This window comes from Streptomyces sp. NRRL S-455, assembly GCF_000717875.1.
Taxonomy (GTDB): domain Bacteria; phylum Actinomycetota; class Actinomycetes; order Streptomycetales; family Streptomycetaceae; genus Streptomyces.
The window spans coordinates 49,831-66,651 of sequence record NZ_JOCT01000016.1 but is presented as its reverse complement, the minus strand read 5'-3'; the positions used below and the strand labels follow the sequence as shown (position 1 = coordinate 66,651).

At 68.8% G+C, this 16,821-nt stretch carries 18 protein-coding genes and 3 pseudogenes; 13 read left to right on the top strand and 8 right to left on the bottom strand.

What is annotated here, in order from left to right; all coding sequences use genetic code 11:
* Nucleotides 1-6 precede the first annotated feature (6 nt).
* Together IE97_RS0121675 and IE97_RS0121670 are read right to left on the bottom strand one after the other, a co-directional pair.
* On the bottom strand, nucleotides 7-687 hold the full coding sequence (locus IE97_RS0121675) for a response regulator transcription factor (RefSeq protein ID WP_030243122.1): 681 nt from the start codon (nucleotides 685-687) through the stop codon (nucleotides 7-9).
* The gene (locus IE97_RS0121670; RefSeq protein WP_030243119.1) at nucleotides 684-1,976 is read right to left on the bottom strand and encodes a sensor histidine kinase; all 1,293 of its coding nucleotides are present in this window, start codon (nucleotides 1,974-1,976) and stop codon (nucleotides 684-686) included. The genes IE97_RS0121675 and IE97_RS0121670 overlap by 4 nt, the downstream gene beginning before the upstream one ends.
* Before the next feature lie 267 nt (nucleotides 1,977-2,243).
* Here IE97_RS0121670 and phoU point away from each other — a divergent pair, with 267 nt between their 5' ends.
* The 3 genes from phoU to IE97_RS0121655 all read left to right on the top strand — a co-directional run bounded on the left by phoU (nucleotide 2,244) and on the right by IE97_RS0121655 (nucleotide 3,614).
* Nucleotides 2,244-2,945, top strand: a complete 702-nt coding sequence (phoU, locus tag IE97_RS0121665) for a phosphate signaling complex protein PhoU (RefSeq protein WP_030243117.1) — start codon at nucleotides 2,244-2,246, stop codon at nucleotides 2,943-2,945.
* A gap of 110 nt (nucleotides 2,946-3,055) precedes the next feature.
* Complete coding sequence (locus IE97_RS42560) at nucleotides 3,056-3,211, top strand: hypothetical protein (RefSeq protein ID WP_199807038.1); 156 nt, start codon at nucleotides 3,056-3,058, stop codon at nucleotides 3,209-3,211.
* A gap of 151 nt (nucleotides 3,212-3,362) precedes the next feature.
* Entirely contained in the window at nucleotides 3,363-3,614 is a 252-nt protein-coding gene (locus IE97_RS0121655) for an SCO4226 family nickel-binding protein (RefSeq protein WP_030243113.1), read from the top strand.
* A 168-nt stretch (nucleotides 3,615-3,782) separates the two neighbouring features.
* Here IE97_RS0121655 and IE97_RS0121650 read toward each other — a convergent pair whose 3' ends face one another.
* Nucleotides 3,783-5,054 (bottom strand): MDR family MFS transporter, encoded by a 1,272-nt coding sequence (locus IE97_RS0121650; RefSeq protein ID WP_037835893.1) that lies wholly within the window; start codon nucleotides 5,052-5,054, stop codon nucleotides 3,783-3,785.
* A 159-nt stretch (nucleotides 5,055-5,213) separates the two neighbouring features.
* On the opposite strand from IE97_RS0121650, the gene IE97_RS0121645 reads away from it, so the two are divergent.
* Nucleotides 5,214-5,975: a phosphoglyceromutase gene (locus IE97_RS0121645; protein ID WP_030243107.1), complete on the top strand. Its 762-nt coding sequence runs from the start codon at nucleotides 5,214-5,216 to the stop codon at nucleotides 5,973-5,975.
* Between the two features lie 716 nt (nucleotides 5,976-6,691).
* Here the strand turns inward: IE97_RS0121645 and IE97_RS38605 are convergent.
* Nucleotides 6,692-7,713, bottom strand: a pseudogene (locus tag IE97_RS38605) (tyrosine-type recombinase/integrase); the annotation flags it as partial.
* A gap of 204 nt (nucleotides 7,714-7,917) precedes the next feature.
* On the opposite strand from IE97_RS38605, the pseudogene IE97_RS43115 reads away from it, so the two are divergent.
* The 8 genes and pseudogenes from IE97_RS43115 to IE97_RS0121600 all read left to right on the top strand — a co-directional run.
* A pseudogene (locus IE97_RS43115) lies at nucleotides 7,918-8,432 on the top strand (IS5 family transposase); the annotation flags it as partial.
* A complete protein-coding gene (locus IE97_RS0121630) occupies nucleotides 8,339-9,211 on the top strand; it encodes a VOC family protein (protein ID WP_324605866.1) in 873 nt (290 codons plus the stop codon). The pseudogene IE97_RS43115 and the gene IE97_RS0121630, both read left to right, overlap by 94 nt.
* A gap of 501 nt (nucleotides 9,212-9,712) precedes the next feature.
* Nucleotides 9,713-10,354, top strand: coding sequence for a hypothetical protein (locus IE97_RS0121625; RefSeq protein ID WP_234331848.1), 642 nt, complete (start codon nucleotides 9,713-9,715; stop codon nucleotides 10,352-10,354).
* Nucleotides 10,354-10,839 carry a hypothetical protein gene (locus tag IE97_RS0121620; RefSeq protein ID WP_030243100.1) on the top strand — a complete coding sequence of 162 codons (486 nt, stop codon included), beginning with the start codon at nucleotides 10,354-10,356 and terminating at the stop codon, nucleotides 10,837-10,839. Before IE97_RS0121625 ends, IE97_RS0121620 begins: the two co-directional genes overlap by 1 nt.
* A 280-nt stretch (nucleotides 10,840-11,119) precedes the next feature.
* Nucleotides 11,120-11,251: a hypothetical protein gene (locus IE97_RS43475; protein ID WP_267881796.1), complete on the top strand. Its 132-nt coding sequence runs from the start codon at nucleotides 11,120-11,122 to the stop codon at nucleotides 11,249-11,251.
* A 189-nt stretch (nucleotides 11,252-11,440) separates the two neighbouring features.
* A pseudogene (locus IE97_RS40600) lies at nucleotides 11,441-11,515 on the top strand (DUF664 domain-containing protein); the annotation flags it as partial.
* A gap of 79 nt (nucleotides 11,516-11,594) precedes the next feature.
* The gene (locus IE97_RS0121605; RefSeq protein ID WP_030243097.1) at nucleotides 11,595-12,053 is read left to right on the top strand and encodes a MarR family winged helix-turn-helix transcriptional regulator; all 459 of its coding nucleotides are present in this window, start codon (nucleotides 11,595-11,597) and stop codon (nucleotides 12,051-12,053) included.
* A 182-nt stretch (nucleotides 12,054-12,235) separates the two neighbouring features.
* The gene (locus IE97_RS0121600) at nucleotides 12,236-12,682 is read left to right on the top strand and encodes a nuclear transport factor 2 family protein (protein WP_030243094.1); all 447 of its coding nucleotides are present in this window, start codon (nucleotides 12,236-12,238) and stop codon (nucleotides 12,680-12,682) included.
* Nucleotides 12,683-12,716: 34 nt separating this feature from the next.
* Here IE97_RS0121600 and IE97_RS0121595 read toward each other — a convergent pair whose 3' ends face one another.
* Both IE97_RS0121595 and IE97_RS0121590 read right to left on the bottom strand, forming a co-directional pair.
* The gene (locus IE97_RS0121595) at nucleotides 12,717-13,442 is read right to left on the bottom strand and encodes a hypothetical protein (protein ID WP_030243091.1); all 726 of its coding nucleotides are present in this window, start codon (nucleotides 13,440-13,442) and stop codon (nucleotides 12,717-12,719) included.
* Nucleotides 13,443-13,535: 93 nt separating this feature from the next.
* Nucleotides 13,536-14,033 carry a DUF2000 domain-containing protein gene (locus tag IE97_RS0121590; RefSeq protein ID WP_234331847.1) on the bottom strand — a complete coding sequence of 166 codons (498 nt, stop codon included), beginning with the start codon at nucleotides 14,031-14,033 and terminating at the stop codon, nucleotides 13,536-13,538.
* Here IE97_RS0121590 and IE97_RS0121585 point away from each other — a divergent pair.
* A complete protein-coding gene (locus tag IE97_RS0121585; protein ID WP_030243086.1) occupies nucleotides 14,032-14,838 on the top strand; it encodes a helix-turn-helix transcriptional regulator in 807 nt (268 codons plus the stop codon). The genes IE97_RS0121590 and IE97_RS0121585 overlap by 2 nt on opposite strands.
* On the opposite strand, the gene IE97_RS0121580 is transcribed toward IE97_RS0121585, so the two are convergent.
* On the bottom strand, nucleotides 14,835-15,353 hold the full coding sequence (locus tag IE97_RS0121580) for a YbjN domain-containing protein (RefSeq protein WP_030243084.1): 519 nt from the start codon (nucleotides 15,351-15,353) through the stop codon (nucleotides 14,835-14,837). The two genes, IE97_RS0121585 and IE97_RS0121580, sit on opposite strands and share 4 nt — an antisense overlap.
* Nucleotides 15,346-16,683 carry a D-inositol-3-phosphate glycosyltransferase gene (gene mshA, locus IE97_RS0121575; RefSeq protein WP_030243082.1) on the bottom strand — a complete coding sequence of 446 codons (1,338 nt, stop codon included), beginning with the start codon at nucleotides 16,681-16,683 and terminating at the stop codon, nucleotides 15,346-15,348. Before mshA ends, IE97_RS0121580 begins: the two co-directional genes overlap by 8 nt.
* Between the last annotated feature and the right edge of the window lie 138 nt (nucleotides 16,684-16,821).

The window sequence follows — 16,821 nt, the reverse complement described above, 5'->3', positions numbered from 1 at the left end:
GTCGGCCTACGGCTCGAACTTGTAGCCCAGGCCGCGCACCGTCACCAGGTAGCGCGGGGCGCCCGGGTCCGGCTCGATCTTGGCGCGCAGGCGCTTGACGTGGACGTCGAGGGTCTTGGTGTCACCGACGTAGTCGGCGCCCCAGACCCGGTCGATGAGCTGCATCCGGGTCAGCACCCGGCCGGCGTTGCGCAGCAGCATCTCCAGCAGGTCGAACTCCTTCAGCGGCAGGTCGATCTTGGTGCCGCCGACGGTGACCACGTGCCGGTCCACGTCCATCCGGACCGGGCCGGCCTCCAGCGCGGCCGGGGTCACCTCCTCCGGCTCGCCGCGGCGGCGCAGCACGGCCCGGATCCGGGCGACCAGCTCGCGCGAGGAGAACGGCTTGGTGACGTAGTCGTCGGCTCCTATCTCCAGCCCGACGACCTTGTCGATCTCACTGTCCTTGGCGGTCACCATGATGACGGGGACGTTGGAGCGGCCGCGCAGCTGGCGGCAGACCTCGGTGCCCGGCAGGCCGGGCAGCATCAGGTCGAGAAGGACGAGGTCGGCGCCGTTGCGCTCGAACTCGTCGAGTCCGTCGGGCCCGGTGGTCGCGACGGCGACCTCGAAGCCCTCCTTGCGGAGCATGTACGACAGGGCGTCGGAGAAGGACTCCTCGTCCTCGACGACGAGCACACGGGTCACGGAAGGACCTCCGGGGCGGGAAGCGTTTCGTACGCGTTCGATTCGGGGGATTGAGGGGTGGACCGCCCGGCCTCCTCGTCGAGGCCCGCGCTTCCTGCGCGTTCGTCCCGGGCGGGCTGCTGATGTGCGCGGTCGCGGGCCGCACCGGCCTCCGGCAGCCGCAGGGTGAAGGTGGAGCCCTGGCCTTCGGCGCTCCACACCGTGACCTCCCCGCCGTGCGAGGCGGCCACGTGCTTCACGATCGCCAGGCCCAGTCCCGTACCGCCCGTGGCACGGGAGCGGGCCGGGTCGACACGGTAGAAGCGCTCGAAGATGCGCTCCTTGTCCTTGTCGGAGATGCCGATGCCCTGGTCGGTGACGGCTATCTCGATGTGCTCGCCGCCGGCGGCGTTCACCCTGCGGGCCGCTATGCCGACGCGGGTGCGGGCGGGCGAGTAGTTGACGGCGTTCTCGACGAGGTTGCCGAGCGCGGCGGCGAGCTGGCCGCGGTTACCCCACACGTGCAGGTCGGCGGTGCCCCCCGCGGCCATGGTGATCTCTTTCGTGCCGGCCTGGTGCCGGCAGCGGTCGATGGCCTCGGCGACCAGTTCGTCGACGCGGACGGGCTCGGCGTCCTCCAGCGGATCGTCGTTCTGCACCCGCGACAGGTCGATGAGCTCCTGCACCAGGCTGGTGAGCCGGGTCGCCTCGATCTGCATGCGCCCGGCGAACCGCTGCACGGCCTCGGGGTCGTCGGAGGCGTCCATGACGGCCTCGGAGAGCAGCGAGAGGGCGCCGACGGGCGTCTTCAGCTCGTGGCTCACATTGGCGACGAAGTCGCGCCGGACCGCCTCTATGCGGCGGGCCTCGGTCAGGTCCTCCACGAGCAGCAGCACCAGCCGGGAGCCGAGCGGCGCGACCCGCGCGGAGACGGCCAGGGCCTCTCCGCGTCCGGTGCCGCGCCGTGGCAGGTCCAGCTCGACCTGGCGTATCTCCCCGTCGCGCCGGGTGTCCCGGGCCATCTGCAGCATCGGCTCGACCGCGAGCTTGCCGCCGCGGACCAGACCGAGGGCGTACGCCGCCGAGCTGGCCTTGACCACGGTGTCCGCCTCGTCGAGGACGACGGCGGAGGACCTGAGGACCGACAGGACGGTGTCCACGCCCGGTGGCAGCACCGGGTCCGTGTGCAGGGAGGTACGTGTGGGGCGCTTCTGCTCGCGCTCACTCCAGCGGAACGCCAGCATGGCGATGACGCCGGTGAGCACCCCGGCGATCGCTGCCGCTGCGGCGACCGCCGCGTTCACGTCCATGCACCCAGGTTAGGCATGGGTCGGGCACCCTCCACAGCCGTCGGACTGCCAGCTCGAACACTCGTCGCCCAGAGTTCACCTTGGAGCCAGTATTGGTTCATTTGGGATGCCGGAAACGGACGCGTACGGGGCGGATCGTGGGAGCGTGGGGTTCGGACCGTTGGTGATACGACGGTCGTACCGCTGGTTGTCCGGTGGGCGTGCCGCCGGCCGTCCGGCGGGCTCCGGCCCTTGAACCCCCGACCTGAACGCACGAGAGGGAACCTGATGCGGGACGCGTACCACGAGGAACTGGACTCGATCAGCGACAGTCTGGTGGAGATGGCCCGGCTGGTCGGGTCGGCGATCGGACGCGCCACGACCGCCATCCTCGACTCCGACCTGAAGCTGGCCGAGAACGTCATCGAGGCCGACCAGAGGGTCGACGAGCTCCAGCACGAACTGGAGGCCCGGGCCATAGCCCTGCTGGCGCGGCAGCAGCCGGTGGCGACGGACCTGCGGATCGTCGTCACGTCGCTGCGCATGTCGGCCGACCTGGAGCGCTCCGGTGACCTCGCCCAGCACGTGGCGAAGCTCGCGCGCCTGCGCTACCCGGAGCGCGCGGTCCCGAGCGACCTGCACGCCACCATCCTGGAGATGGGCCAGCTCGCCCAGCGCCTGATGGCCAAGGCCGCCGAGGTGATCATCACCAAGGACGTCGACCTGGCGCTGCAGCTGGAGCAGGACGACGACGAGATGGACCTGCTGCACCGCACCCTCTTCCGGCACCTGATGGACGACCGCTGGAAGCACGGCATCGAGACGGCCGTGGACGTCACGCTGCTGGGCCGTTACTACGAGCGCTTCGCCGACCACGCGGTCTCCGTCGCCAAGCGGGTGGTGTACCTGGTGACGGGCGAGCACGCCGACGAGCTCCAGACGGACGTGCAGCCGGAGATCCAGGCGGTGACGGGGTCAGAGGGCGCCTGAGCCGGACGCGCGGGATTCGCCTCGGGCGCGCGGGCGCCCCAGTGCGCCGTTGATGCGCCCAGCCGAGCGGGCGTCCAATGGGCACAGGCACCAGCCCCGAGGAGGGACCCATGGCCGAATCCCCGAGCAGCACGCCCGACCCCACGCGGCAGAGCGAGACCGAGCAGCCCGCCGGGATCAGGAACCTGCCCCTGATCGCCGCGTGCGGCTGCGGCTCCGGCTGCGGCTGCGGGTGTCAGTCGGGCAGCCCATGCCAGTGCGGCTGACGCCGGCGGACGCGTACGGCATGCGACAGGGCTCCGGTGGTGTTTCGTCGCCGGGGCCCTGCTGTGCTGTGGTCGCCTCCGTGCCCGTGCGGGCGGACCATGGAAGGTAGGCAAGGCACACAGCGCCGTACCGGGAAGGAGGCGTGGGGTCATGGCCAAGTTCATGGATGTCCACCACAGCATGAAGGGCATCACGGAGGAGCAGCTGCGCGAGGCCCACAACGCGGACCTCGCCATAGAGGGAGACGAGCGGGTCCACTTCGAGAAGGCCTGGGCGGACCCGGAGTCCGGCCTGGTCTACTGCCTCTCGGAGGCCCCCTCGGCGGAGGCGGTCCAGCGCATCCACGAACGCGCGGGACACAAGGCGGACGAGATCCATCCGGTGCCGCTGATCGTGCAGTGACACGGAACAGGGCCCTCGCCCGGGCGTTGCCGGGCCGGGGTCCTGATCGCTGAGTCGGGTAGCGGTCCGGTGAGGTCAGGTGCCGGTCAGGTCGTCACCCCGCTGCCGCCGGTCGCGCTCGCCACCGACGCCGGGCGCGGCCGGCGGCGGCCGCGCCTCCGGCTCGGCTCACCCCGCACCGACCTCCGGCTGCGACCGCACGCCCACGTCAGGCTCGACCGGCGTCGGCGCCTCCTCCTCCGGCAGCCGCCGCATCAGCACGTGGTAGCCCAGCCCGGCCACCGTTCCGACCACGGCGCACAGCCCCCACAGCCACTCAGCGCCGAACCGGTCGATGACGAACCCGGACATGAGCGGGGCGACGAGGGCCGCGACGGACCAGGACATGGTGTACATGCCCTGGTAGCGCCCACGCCCGTGCAGCGGGGACAGCCGGACGACGAGGCCCGTCTGCGTCGGCGCGTTGACGATCTCCGCCAGCGTCCACACGCACACCGTGAGGGCGATGACGCCGACCGACCCCGCGAAGGCGGTCAGCCCGAACCCGTACCCCGCGAGGACCGACGAGACGACGAGCAGCCGCCGCGGATCCCGGTGCTCGATGAACCGCGTGACCGGGATCTGGAGTACGACGATCAGCACGCCGTTGACGGCGACCGCCATGCCGTACTCGGCCGGCGTGAACCCGGCCTCACCCATCGCCACCGGCAGTCCCACAGACGCCTGCTGGAAGATCAACGCGACGAGGAAGGACAGCCCGACGACGCTCATGAAGCGCCCGTCGCGCAGCACGGTACCCAGGCCCACGGAGTCGTCCCGTGCGGTCGTCGTCGCGACCTCGGCGGGCTTGGACTCGGGCAGCTTCAGGAAGACGACGATCGCGCAGACCATCGTCATCCCCGCCTCGATCAGGAACCCGGCGAGGTAGCTGACCTCGGCGATGAATCCGGCGGCCATGGAGGAGATCGCGAAGCCGAGGTTGATGGCCCAGTAGTTGAGGGAGAAGGCGCGGATACGGTCCTCCGGCCGCACGATGTCCGCCATCATCGCCTGCACGGCCGGCCGGGACGCGTTGCTCGCCGCGCCGACGAGGAAGGCGACACCGGCGATGGCGACCGGGTCGCGCACGAACCCGAGCAGCGCGACGGACACGGCGGTCGACGCCTGCGCGATCAGCAGCGTCGGCCGCCTGCCCAGCCGGTCGGTCATCACCCCGCCGCCCAGCGAGGAGACGACGCCGCCGAGGCCGTGCAGGGCGGCGACCAGACCGGCGTACGTGGCGGAGTAGCCGCGGTCGAGCGTCAGGTAGAGCGCCATGAACGTGGCGACGAAGGCGCCGAGCCGGTTGACCAGCGTGCTGGTCCACAGCCACCAGAACTCGCGGGGGAGCCCGGAGACCGTCTCCTGGACGGCGCGTCGGGCACGCGTGGCGTACGGCATGGACGGACTCCCCCGAGAAAGCGATGTAAGTGGCGTGGTCGGTATGCGCAAATTACAAGTCGGCGCTTGTCGGGGGCCACTCAATTAACAGAACCCGTCAAACGTCCGCCTGTCGGGCAGCCACGCGAACGGGCGAATGCGTGGATTACGCTCTGGGGCATGGCCGACGCACCGTACAAGCTGATCCTCCTCCGCCACGGCGAGAGCGAGTGGAACGCGAAGAACCTGTTCACCGGCTGGGTGGACGTGAACCTGAACGAGAAGGGCGAGAAGGAGGCAGTCCGCGGTGGCGAGCTCCTGAAGGACGCCGATCTCCTCCCCGACGTGGTCCACACGTCCCTCCAGAAGCGCGCGATCCGCACGGCCCAGCTGGCCCTCGAGGCCGCGGACCGCCTCTGGATCCCGGTCCACCGCTCCTGGCGCCTGAACGAGCGCCACTACGGCGCCCTCCAGGGCAAGGACAAGGCCCAGACGCTCGCCGAGTTCGGCGAGGAGCAGTTCATGCTGTGGCGCCGTTCCTACGACACCCCGCCGCCGCCGCTCGACCGCGACGCCGAGTACTCCCAGTTCTCCGACCCGCGCTACGCGACCCTCCCGCCGGAGCTGCGGCCTCAGACGGAGTGCCTGAAGGACGTCGTCGTCCGCATGCTCCCGTACTGGTTCGACGGCATCGTCCCGGACCTGCTGAAGGGCCGGACGGTCCTGGTCGCGGCCCACGGCAACTCGCTGCGCGCCCTGGTCAAGCACCTGGACGGCATCTCCGACTCGGACATCGCGGGCCTCAACATCCCGACGGGCATCCCGCTGTCCTACGAACTCGACGCCGACTTCAAGCCGCTGAACCCGGGCGGCACGTACCTGGACCCCGAGGCGGCCGCGGCGGCCATTGAGGCGGTCAAGAACCAGGGCAAGAAGAAGTAAGCCGACGCCATCAAGCCCTCTACCTGCGGTTTTTCCGCGAGTAGGGGGCTTGTTGATGCACTGGGGCCGTCGCTGGGCCGTGAAAGGCATTTGGGGCCGCTGTCAAGCCTTCTGTCGTCCCTCGGTGAATAACAACATGACCGGTATGCTGGTCGCGCCTCACCTGATCCTTCCCTGAACTCCGCCCATCGGCGCGTGAGTTCCTAGGCACCGGTCCGACTAGCGGGCCGGTTGAAGGAGGAAGGGAGGCGGTAGAGGTGAGCCTTGAGAAGGACGAGCCTCGTAGGTGGACCAGCGCCGAGAGGTGGCAGGTCTGGCTTACGGGAGCGGGTCTACTGGTGGCCATCGCTACCGGCGTGATGCAGTTCGCTCGATGAGCGAGTCACGCGCGAGGACGGTCGCGACTGGGAGCAGCTGTACATGCAGCGAGCCCGGTCTGCTGGTGAGCGACCGGGCTCGTTGACTGCATGAGGGCCTGGGTCTGGTTGCAGCCGGATCCAGGTCCTCGGTCGTCCTAGAGTCTCCTAGAACTTCCGTAAGCCATCTAGAGCCAGCTAGATGGCTCTAGAGCTTGGACTTCAATCTCTCACGCGTGAGGTCTCGAATCAACTTTACGAGCTTGTCCGCTAACTCTGATCTGTGCGTCTGTCAGAGAGCTTCTTCACTCACTCCTCATGCGGCTAGCGGAGTACCGATCTCTGATTACAGCGTTCATCTCAGCGATGCTCGAAGACCGAAGCCACAGCCTTGCGGGTCCGTTCCTGGCTGGACGGCATCAGGTGCGCGTACACGCGGAGCGTCAGGCCCGGGTCCGAGTGGCCGAGGTACTCGGCCAGGGCCTTGATGTTCTCCTCGGCGTCCAGGAGCACTGAGGCGTAGAAGTGCCGGAGGGCGTGCATGCCGTTCTCGCGGGACTCTGCGCAGGACTCGCCCGGCTTCCGCTCAGGGATCACTCCGGCCGAGGCAAGCGCCCGCTTCCAAACTTCCTCGTTGAGGGACGTCCGCCAGACATGACCGCCACGCGGGCCGGTGAAGATTAGCCGCTTGGTCACCGGAGGCCCACCCGCCACCTTCCACGGCAAGGTGATCTCCACCGGCGGGAACCGCTTCATGTGGTCCCGGAGGGCATCAGCGACCGGGCCGGGCAGCGGCACGTCCCGCAGCTTGCCACCCTTGGGTGGGGCGAACACGGGCTTGCTACGGCTCAGCTTGAGCTGCTGGACCACGTGGAGCGTGCCCGCCGCGAAGTCGATCGCGTCGACGGCGATGCCAAGGATCTCCCCCTGGCGGAGACCGCAGCCGCCCAGGTCGACCATGGCTTGGTACCGCTCGGGCATGCCGGCCCGTACGGCGAAGACCCGCTCTGCCGTCCATGGGACCACTCGCTTGCTGTCCACGGTCGGCGGCCGGACCGAGCGAGCAGCACACGGGTTCCGGGGAAGGTGCCCATCGTCCACGGCTGCGCTCAGAGCTGCCCGCCATTGGAGTAGATCGTCCGAGCGTACGAACCACGGACGCCGTTCTCTTGGAACTGCCTCCCCCAGTCACGGATGTGAGCGGGCTGGAAGGAGCCCAGAGGACATGACCCCAGGTAAGGAAACGCGTGCAGCCGAAGCTGCGACTCCATCGACGCCTGAGTGTTCGGATCCGGTGCGTGAGTCACCCAGTTCTCGGCGTACTGCTGGAACGTGATCCGTGCCGCGCGCGGGTCGATGTACTGCCCGGGCGCCATCCGGGCGCCGCTCCTGCCTTCGGCCCGCTCCGCCCGGGCTGCGCCGACGCGCGCCCACATGTGGGACGGACCGGGGACCATGAGTCGAGAACCGCGGAGCGCGGCAACGCTCAAAGCATGCCTCCGGCGGGGGCGCTCAGGCTCCGAGATGGCGGGGGCGCCGTCCGCGAGTGCCGGCCGGAGTAGTGCGTGCGCGGGGAGCGTAAAGGGGGAGCCAAGACCGGACGAAGCCCCGTTGACCGGGGCAGGACGGGCAGTAAGCATCTTCTGATCACTGACGCCACCGACATCCCGCTTGCTGCCGCCTTGACCGGTGGCAACCGCAACGATGTCACCCAGCTGATCCCGCTCCTCCAGGCCGTGCCGCCGGTGCGAGGCAAGTGACAGGCCCCGGCACCGCCCGGACGTGATCCTTGCCGACCGCGGCTACGACCACGACAAGTACCGCCGTCTGGTCCGGGCCCTCGGCGTGAGGCCGCTGATCGCCCGCCGCGGCACCGAACACGGCTCCGGACTCGGCACCCAACGCTGGGTCGTCGAGCGTGCATTCGCTCACCTGCGCTGGTTCCGCCGCCTGCGGATTCGCTGGGAGATTACGCGACGACATCCACGAAGCGTTCCTCACCCTCGGATGCGCTCTCATCTGCTGGAGACGGCTGGTGTCACTGCATGCGCAGCACAGACCTGCGGCTTCCCGCCGGAGCTCTCGCACGGCTGGCAGCTGAAACCCGCTTGCGCAGTCGCCCGGCGAGCCGATACCCAGCACTCGAAAGACAAGGAGGACACGATGACCCCCCTCGGTTCGTTGAACGAGTTCTGCTGGATGGACCTGAAAACCCGCGACCCATCCGGTACCGCTGCCTTCTTATCGCAGGCACTGGGCTGGTGTTTTGCAGTGGATGAGGAGGACTGGCGCCAGGCCACCAAGATAACCATCGGCGGGTACCAGATCGGCGGCGTCAGCGACCTTGCGAACCCGATCTACCCACTGGACACGCCCGCCCACGTCGCCTACTACCTGGCCGTTGACGACGTCGACCGCCGCGCCGAAGCCGCGACGGCGAACGGCGCGCGTCTTGTCGTGGCTCCCTTTGACGCGGGCGATCAGGGCCGTACGGCGACGCTGATCGACCCGGTGGGTGCCGCTTTCTCCCTGTGGCAACCCCATGGGTTCACCGGGTGGAAGTTCCCGCCCCGCTTGGCAGGCGCACCACACCACATGGTCCTGGCCTGCGACCAACCGGACCGGGCCCGGGACTTCTACCACCAGTTGACAGGCACCCCTTTGGCGGCTGCCGCGTTCATCGCGGCGCGTGAACCCATCGCTACCCCGCAGTGGGAACTTACCGTCGGGGTCGATGACCTGGATGGCGTCATCTCCCGCGTGCAGATCGGTGGCGGTGGCCAGAGTCTCGCTACCTGGATCCGAGAGACCAACCAGTCCAATCTGAGACTGCACAGCCCAGAAGGGCTGTCATTCCGAGTTCAATCTCTGGGGCAATGACGCCTGGACCACACACAGTGCCGTCGGACCACGTTGAGCCGACGGCACCTCATTTCGTTAGCAGTTCTACTGATCACTGCACTGTCAACTCCTGCGGGTGATGGCATTGCTAGTTGGCTGAGCTTTCTAACGCACCGTCACCAGACTCGACACCAGGAACGGTTGACGGACTCGGAGCGATCAGAGACTAGACAGGACCAGTGCCGCACGGCGCGCAAAAAGGCGTACGTGCAGTTCATCAACCAGACAGTGCGAAGCCGGAGTTCGTCGCAGGGTCACGCGCCCGCTGGCAAACGCAACGCGACTTCGTTCGGGCAGACGCGGCCCCTGGCGTGCCCATCGCAGTCGGGGGTCTTCGGCGCTCACGGCTTCTTGCTCAGTTGTTCCTCAAGTCTTCGTTGATGCGCTTGTGACGCTTGCTTCACGCGTGGTGAGGTGATGATCGCAGCCGGGAAGCGACCAACCCGGCTGGAGGCAACACACAAAACATGGGGCGCACTCATGCGCAGCAAGATACGGATCCTCGCCGCTGCCACCGTAGTTGCGGTGGTTGGTATGTCGACTAGTGCGCACGCCAATAGCGGGGAAGATGAGACAACTCCCGCTGATGGCGGCGGGATTGTCCTGAACGATGGGCGTGTCATCGGTTTTGGTGACGAGGTCACGTTCACCTTCGAAGAGGAGCCCGAGAAAGCGAGTGATGGCAGAAGCGCGAGCGCGTGCCCTGAGGTGAACGACAAGCCGAAGTACACAGTCAAGGGATCGCCGTACTTCATAGCCAGCAAGCCGCCGAAGTCGACCTGGCTGCTGCCCGGCCAGAGCGTGTCCTGGGCCTTGACCGACAGCTATGAATTCACCTGGGACATCGGCGCCAGCGCGGAAGCCGAGGCCGGGGTCATTCTGGCGAGGGCCAAGACCTCTGTCGATACCAAGATCAGCAACAAGTGGACATGGTCCGGTACGCAGACCGTCACCGACAAGAACACCACAACGAAGGGGTACCGGGCAGTGCTCGGCCAGCAGGGATGGAAGCTCACGGCCACCAAGACGTGGATTGCTCCGCCCTGCAACGTCAAGAAGAAGACCATCGTCATCAAGGCCCCCAGGAAGGGCGACATTTCGATCGGGCGGAAGAACTCGTAATGATCATCGGCAGGCGCGTCCGATATCTCTCCATTTGCATGGGCATCTCCATGCCGCTCGCTGTGGGGGCTTGCAGCTCCAGCGAGCCGTCCCCCCCGAAGGCCTCGACTTCGAAGACCTCCGCTTCGGACGGGGCAGAAGCGGCGAAGTCAGTGCTGGAGAAGGGCATTATCGAAATGGAGTCGCTGAGTGACGGGTCTGGCATGCTGGAGCGGAACTTCGGGAACTCGCTGGCATCCGTGCCCGACAACGTATTGAGCTTGGCATTCGCGTTCACTTGCACGGGTGGCGAAAAGGTGAAACTGACGCTCACCACTGCGGGCAAGGACGCCGCCTCGGGCACCCTTGTATGCGACGGGTCCATTTTTCAACAAAGCATCAACACAGCCGAGTCGGGTCCTGTCGAATTTTCGGCTGTTACTGCTGACGGCACGAGCGGTGGATATGCCTACGCCTACTACGTCGAGAAGAAGAATCATTCGTAGGATTCCCTGAAGGCTCGCGAAAGCGTATGACCCCCGACACCTCCCAAGTGGTGGTCGGGGCCTCACCCAGGGCGGTTGCAAAGTGTTGGCGGGGTCGAATGGTTGCAAGTCACGGTGGTGTGACGACCGCCGGTGGGCCCGTCCCGTACATATCGAAGCTCCGGTTGGAGTGGGCGAGAGATCAAGTCGCCCTCGCGTCAGCACCGCGCACTGCCCGGACTACCCCAGCTGGCCACGTTGGCTGACCCCGCGCCACCGGCGCGGGAGGCCTCACCCGTTCGTGAGCGTGTTGCTCATCGCCTGCTCGGCCGTGCTCAGCGGCGCAAGGTGGTCGGCCGACACCGTCTGGATCAACGACGGCGAGCACTCCTACCGGAACCCGGCGGCTCTGCAGCTGCGCGGCAGAGCGTGATCAACGCGTTTCACGGTTCGGCATTCTGGCGCGATGCGCGGAATCAGGCATCCTCGTGTCCGGACGCCGGGTGGTGGAGCCATCCCGCCCCGTCCACCATGCCCCCGTGGTCTCGGACGAGCACCACGATGTCGCTGCTGGGGCTGGTCCGCCCCCTGCCCGAGGAGCGGCACTGTGGCCGACCCGGCGGTCGCGGAGGACGCCCGCCACTGCGGCCACGCCGACCTTCTGCGCGAGCGGGTCGACGGCCGAGTCGGGCAGTGACGGCCTTGACCTCAAGTTTGATTGAGCTTCTACGGTCGGTCTCGTCGAAGCAGATCACGCGCAGACGGAGGGACCGACCGTGCAGTACTCGCACAGCGACGCCGAACTGATCCGCCAGCCCATCGGCTACTGGAGCTGGGCCGCCTACAAGGCGGTCGTCACCCGCACCCGGGCCGCGCTCGCCGAGATCGGCATCACCCAGCCGCAGTGGTGGGTCCTCGCGCAGGTCGCACGCGCCGAGACCGTGAAGACGCGCGACGAGGTGTCCCGTCTGCTGCGGGGCTACCTGGACGTGGGCTCGGAGGGCATCGGGCAGGAGATCGACCGGACCATCGCCCAGGGCTGGATCACCGAGGACTCCGGGGGGCGACTGGGTGCCACGGCCGAGGGCAGGGCGTTCTACGACAAGGCCGCGGCTCTCCAGGAGGAGCTGTGGGCGGAGCGGCACGCGGGCGTCTCCGACGAGGAGTACCTGACCACCCTCAAGGTGCTGCAGCGCTTCATCCACAACACGGGCGGGCGGGCATGGCACCACTGAAGACACCGTTGAGGACACCGTTGAGGACACCGCGAGGTTGCACGGCGGGGCCTCGGTCGGCCCGTTCATCACCTCTCGCTTTACCCGTCGGGTAATCGACCGGCCCTCCGCTCCCCCGGCAGGATCGGCCCTGTCCGCAGGAAACGCGGGTCGCACCCGGCCCAGTCGCGTGGAGAGTGCCCATGTCCGTCATCTCCGCCTCCACTTCCACGAACCCGGCTTCCGTCGCTGATGCGACCCGGGCCGTCGTGAAGGAGTTCCTCGCCGCCCGGCTGGCCGGGGACACCGAGAAGCTCACCGCGCTGTTCTCCGACGAGGTCGACTGGCTGCTCGCCGAGAACCCGGGTGTGCCGTGGATCCGGCCGCGGTCCACCGCCGCGGAATGTGCCGCGCAGGGCGCCGAGTTGATGGAGTACACCGTGCCGGAGGATGCCCGTGCGTCCGTCGACACCTTCCTCGTCGACGGGAACGACGCCGTGTTGATGGGGCACCTCTCGGGGACCGTACGGGCGACGGGCAAGTCGTTCGAGGGGCCGTTCGCGCTGCGGCTCACCGTCGAGGACGGCCGGATCGCCCGGCACCACCTCTACGAGAACAGCCTGTCGATCGCCGAGGCCTGCGCCCCCTGACGCGGGCCTACGGTCCCTCTCCCAGCCACCCCGGTCAAGCTCCCTCGCCCTCCGCGCCGGCCCGCCGCACCAGCCGCCAGTACTGCCGCTTCTCCTCGTCCCGTACGACCACCCCGAGCCGCAGCAGCTCTGCGCGCAACTCCCGGGCGTCCTTGGCGTCGTCCTGGTGTTTCCGGGCCTGTGCGCGTGCCCTCAGCAGGGCGTCCGCGCCCTCGGGCAGGCCGGGGGTGCCGGGGACCCAGCGGCGGAACTCGGCGCGGTACGGGTCCTCCTCCACCCACGCGTATCCGTGGTCCGCGAAGGCGTCCGCGAGGCGTTGCCAGGGCAGGCCGCACTGCTCCCTCGCCAGTTCCATGCCGTCCGGGCCGAGCAGAACGAGCTGCTTGCCGTCCCGGAACAGCACGGAGATCTCGTCGCGGGGGAACTCCTGGGAGCTGTCCCTGATGGTCAGGGTCACCTGGGTGCCGGAGATGCCGACCGACAGCGAGTCGTGCGCCGCCGTGAAGCCGAGCAGCAGGCCGCCGAGGACGCCCACGGCGACCGTGCCGAGGGTGAGGGCGGGTTCCGGGACCGAGGTCAGCAGTTCGGCCGGGCCTTCGAACGGTGCCCACGGCAGGGTCAGCAGCCAGCGGGCGAGGAGCGGCAGCAGCGCGCCGGCGACGGCACCACAGGCCACGCAGAAGAGCACGATGGCCCATGCCGATTCCGCTAGTTCGGTGGCCCGGCCCGTCGGCCGGGGCGGAACGGGCCTCTTTCCCATGCGAACCTTCCTGGCTTCCTCCATGGGACGAGTCTCGGGAAGGGCCGTCCGCCCTGTCATCAGCCGTTGGTCTACCCGCCTCCGACTTTGGTTTCAGGGATGCATCCGCGCCCCCTTCACCACCTTGTCCACCGCGTTCTTCGGGCCGTAGACCGCGAGCCCGACCAGATCCAGCTGTGCCGTCGGCACCGCCCGTACGGCCGCTCGGTTGTCGCGGTCGTTGCCCGTGGCGAACAGGTCGGAGGTGAAGAGCGCACGGGGCAGGGAGCGGGACAAGGCGCGGGTGTGGGCCGTGGTCAGGGTTTCCTTGGTGGCCTCGAAGACCAGGACCGGCTGGCGGAACATCGGCAGGTAGGGCACGCCGTCCGCGTCCTCGTACGGTTCGCCGATCACCTCGGGTACCTGCGTTCCCAGGCCGCTGACCAGGAACGACGTCACGTTGAGGCGTTGCCACGGCTCGAGGTCGTCGCGCAGCAATACGGCGATCTTCGTGTCGAAGCGGATCGGTTCCGGTCCCGGCGGTTCGGTGTGCGTGTTCACGATCCGAGCGTGCCCGGCAGTGCTCGCCGGGGTCTTGTACGTTCTTTGCATGGCCTCTCAGCCCGCCCGGATCGTCTCCGCCTGGCGGCCCGCCGTCCCGGGTGTCGTCGAGGTCTTCCACGCCCGTTTCACCGAGTACGCGTATCCGATGCACGTCCACGAGGCCTGGACGCTGCTGATCGTCGACACCGGCGCCGTACGGTACGACCTCGACCGGCACGAGCACGGCACCCCGCACGACACCGTGTCGCTGCTGCCCCCGCACGTCCCGCACAACGGCTCCCCGGTCACCGCGGAGGGCTTCCGCAAGCGGGTGCTGTATCTCGACGGGACGTATCTCGCCGACGAGCTCATCGGGGCCGCCGTCGACCGGCCCGATCTGCGTGATCCGCTGCTGCGACGGCGCGTGGGGCAGCTGCACGGCGCGCTGGTGCGGCCCGGGGAGGAGCTGGAGGCCGAGAGCCGGCTGTTGTTCGTCGGGGAGCGGTTGCGCGGGCATCTGCGGGGCGACTCGGGCGACCCCGTTGCCCCTCGGCCGGCCGATCCCGTTCTGGCGCGCCGGTTGCGCGAGTTGCTGGACGAGCGGGTCGTCGAGGGTGTCGGGCTGCGGGAGGCGGCCGGGCTCGTGGGGGCCCATCCCGCCCATCTGGTACGGGCGTTCAGTGCCGCTTACGGCATCGCCCCGCACCAGTACCTGACGTCCCTGCGGGTGGGCCGCGCCCGGCGGCTGCTACTGGAAGGGCGGTCGCCGAGCGAGGTGGCGGTGGCGACCGGGTTCTACGACCAGTCGCATCTCACCCGGCACTTCCGGAAGCTGGTGGGCGTGCCGCCGGGCCGTTACCGGAAAGCTTCCTAGTGTTCCGGGCGTTGCGTCAGGTGGGCGAAGGCGTCCAGGTTGCGGGTCGGCTCGCCGCGGGAGACCCGCCACTCGTACTCCTTGCGGATCGCGGAGGCGAAGCCGAGTTCCAGGAGGGTGTTGAAGCTGCCGTCCGCGGCCTCCAGGACCTGGCCGAGCAGGCGGTCGATCTCGTCGGCGGTGACGGCGGACAGGGGCAGCCGGCTGGTGACGTAGACGTCGCCGTGCCGGTCGACGGCGTAACTCACGCCGTAGAGCTTGAGGTTGCGCTCCAGGAGCCAGCGGTGGACGGCCTGCTCGTTCTCGTCGGGGTGGCGGATGACGAAGGCGTTCAGGGAGAGGGAGTGGCGGCCGACGATCAGGGAGACCGTCGTCTTGAGCTTGCGGGTGCCGGGGAGCTGTGCGACGTAGGCGCCGGGCTCCGGGCTCTCCCACTCCAGGTCCGCGTCTTTCAGAGCAGCTTCGATGACCTGTGCTGCCGTCTTTTCCGCTTCCGTCTTCGCCGCGTCACCCATGGTGCGAGCGTACGCGACGGCGGTGCGCCTGCATCGCGGCCGTGTAGACGTCCGCCGTGGCGGCGGCCGCGGTGTCCCAGCCGAAGGACTGGGCGTGCCGGGCGGCCTGCGCGCCGAGCCGGGGCGTCAGGTGCGGGTCGTCGGCGAAGTCGCCCAGCACGCGCGCGTAGTCGGCGGGATCGTGGCCCTGCACGAGGAAGCCGGTGTGTCCGTCGCGTACGGCGACCGGCAGTCCGCCGACCGATGCCGCCAGCACCGGGGTGCCTGCCGCCTGTGCCTCTATGGCGACCAGGCCGAAGGACTCGCTGTAGGAGGGCATGACCAGGAGGGAGGCGGCGCGGAACCAGTCGGCGAGCTGGTCCTGGCCGACCGGCGGGCGGAACCGTACGACGTCCGCGATGCCGAGGCGGGCGGCCAGCTTCTGCAGGCCCTCGGGCTTGGCGAGGCCGCTGCCGCTGGGGCCGCCGACGATGGGGACGAGGATGCGCGAGCGCAGGTCGGGGCGCTCGTCGAGCAGGACGGCGACGGCCCGCAGCAGCACGTCCGGTGCTTTCAGGGGCTGGATGCGGCCCGCGAAGAGCGGGATCAGGGCGTCCTGGGGCAGGCCGAGACGGGCCCGGGCGGCGGCGCGGCCGTCGGCGGGCGAGAAGCGGCTGAGGTTCACTCCCGGGTGGACGACGGCGACCTTGTCGGTGTCGGCCGCGTAGTGCCGTACGAGTTCGTCGGCCTCTTCGGTGGTGTTGGCGATGAGGCGGTCGGCGGCGGCGACGATCTGGGTCTCGCCGATGACGCGGGCGGCCGGTTCGGGGGTGTCGCCGTCGGCCAGGTTGGCGTTCTTGACCTTGGCCATGGTGTGCATGGCGTGCACCAGGGGCACGCCCCAGCGCTGGGCGGCGAGCCAGCCGACGTGGCCGGAGAGCCAGTAGTGGGAGTGGACCAGGTCGTAGTGGCCGGGGCGGTGACCGGCCCAGGCCTGCATGACGCCGTGCGTGAAGGCGCACAGCTGGGCGGGGAGGTCCTCCTTGTTGAGGCCTTCGTAGGGGCCCGCGTCGATGTGCCGGACGAGGACGCCCGGGGCCAGTTCGACGGTCGGCGGGAGGGCGGCGGCGGTGGCGCGCGTGAAGATCTCGACCTCGACGTTGATCGCGGCGAGGCGCTGTGCGAGCTCCACGATGTAGACGTTCATGCCGCCGGCGTCTCCGGTGCCCGGCTGGTGGAGCGGGGAGGTGTGCACGGAGAGCATGGCGACGCGGCGGGGCCTGCGGTGGAGTCGCAGACGCGCGGGGGCGGACGCGGAGCGCCGCCCGAGCCTGCCGATGTAGTGGCTCACGTGGCGTTCCTCCTCGCTCCGGGCATGCCTCACGCAGGGCGCACGTGCCGTGCCCTGCAGGAGGGGAACACCGGAAGAAGGAACTCCATTTCCCCATTCGCGACTTTTACCGAATCATTACCACTCCTCGCTCAACCG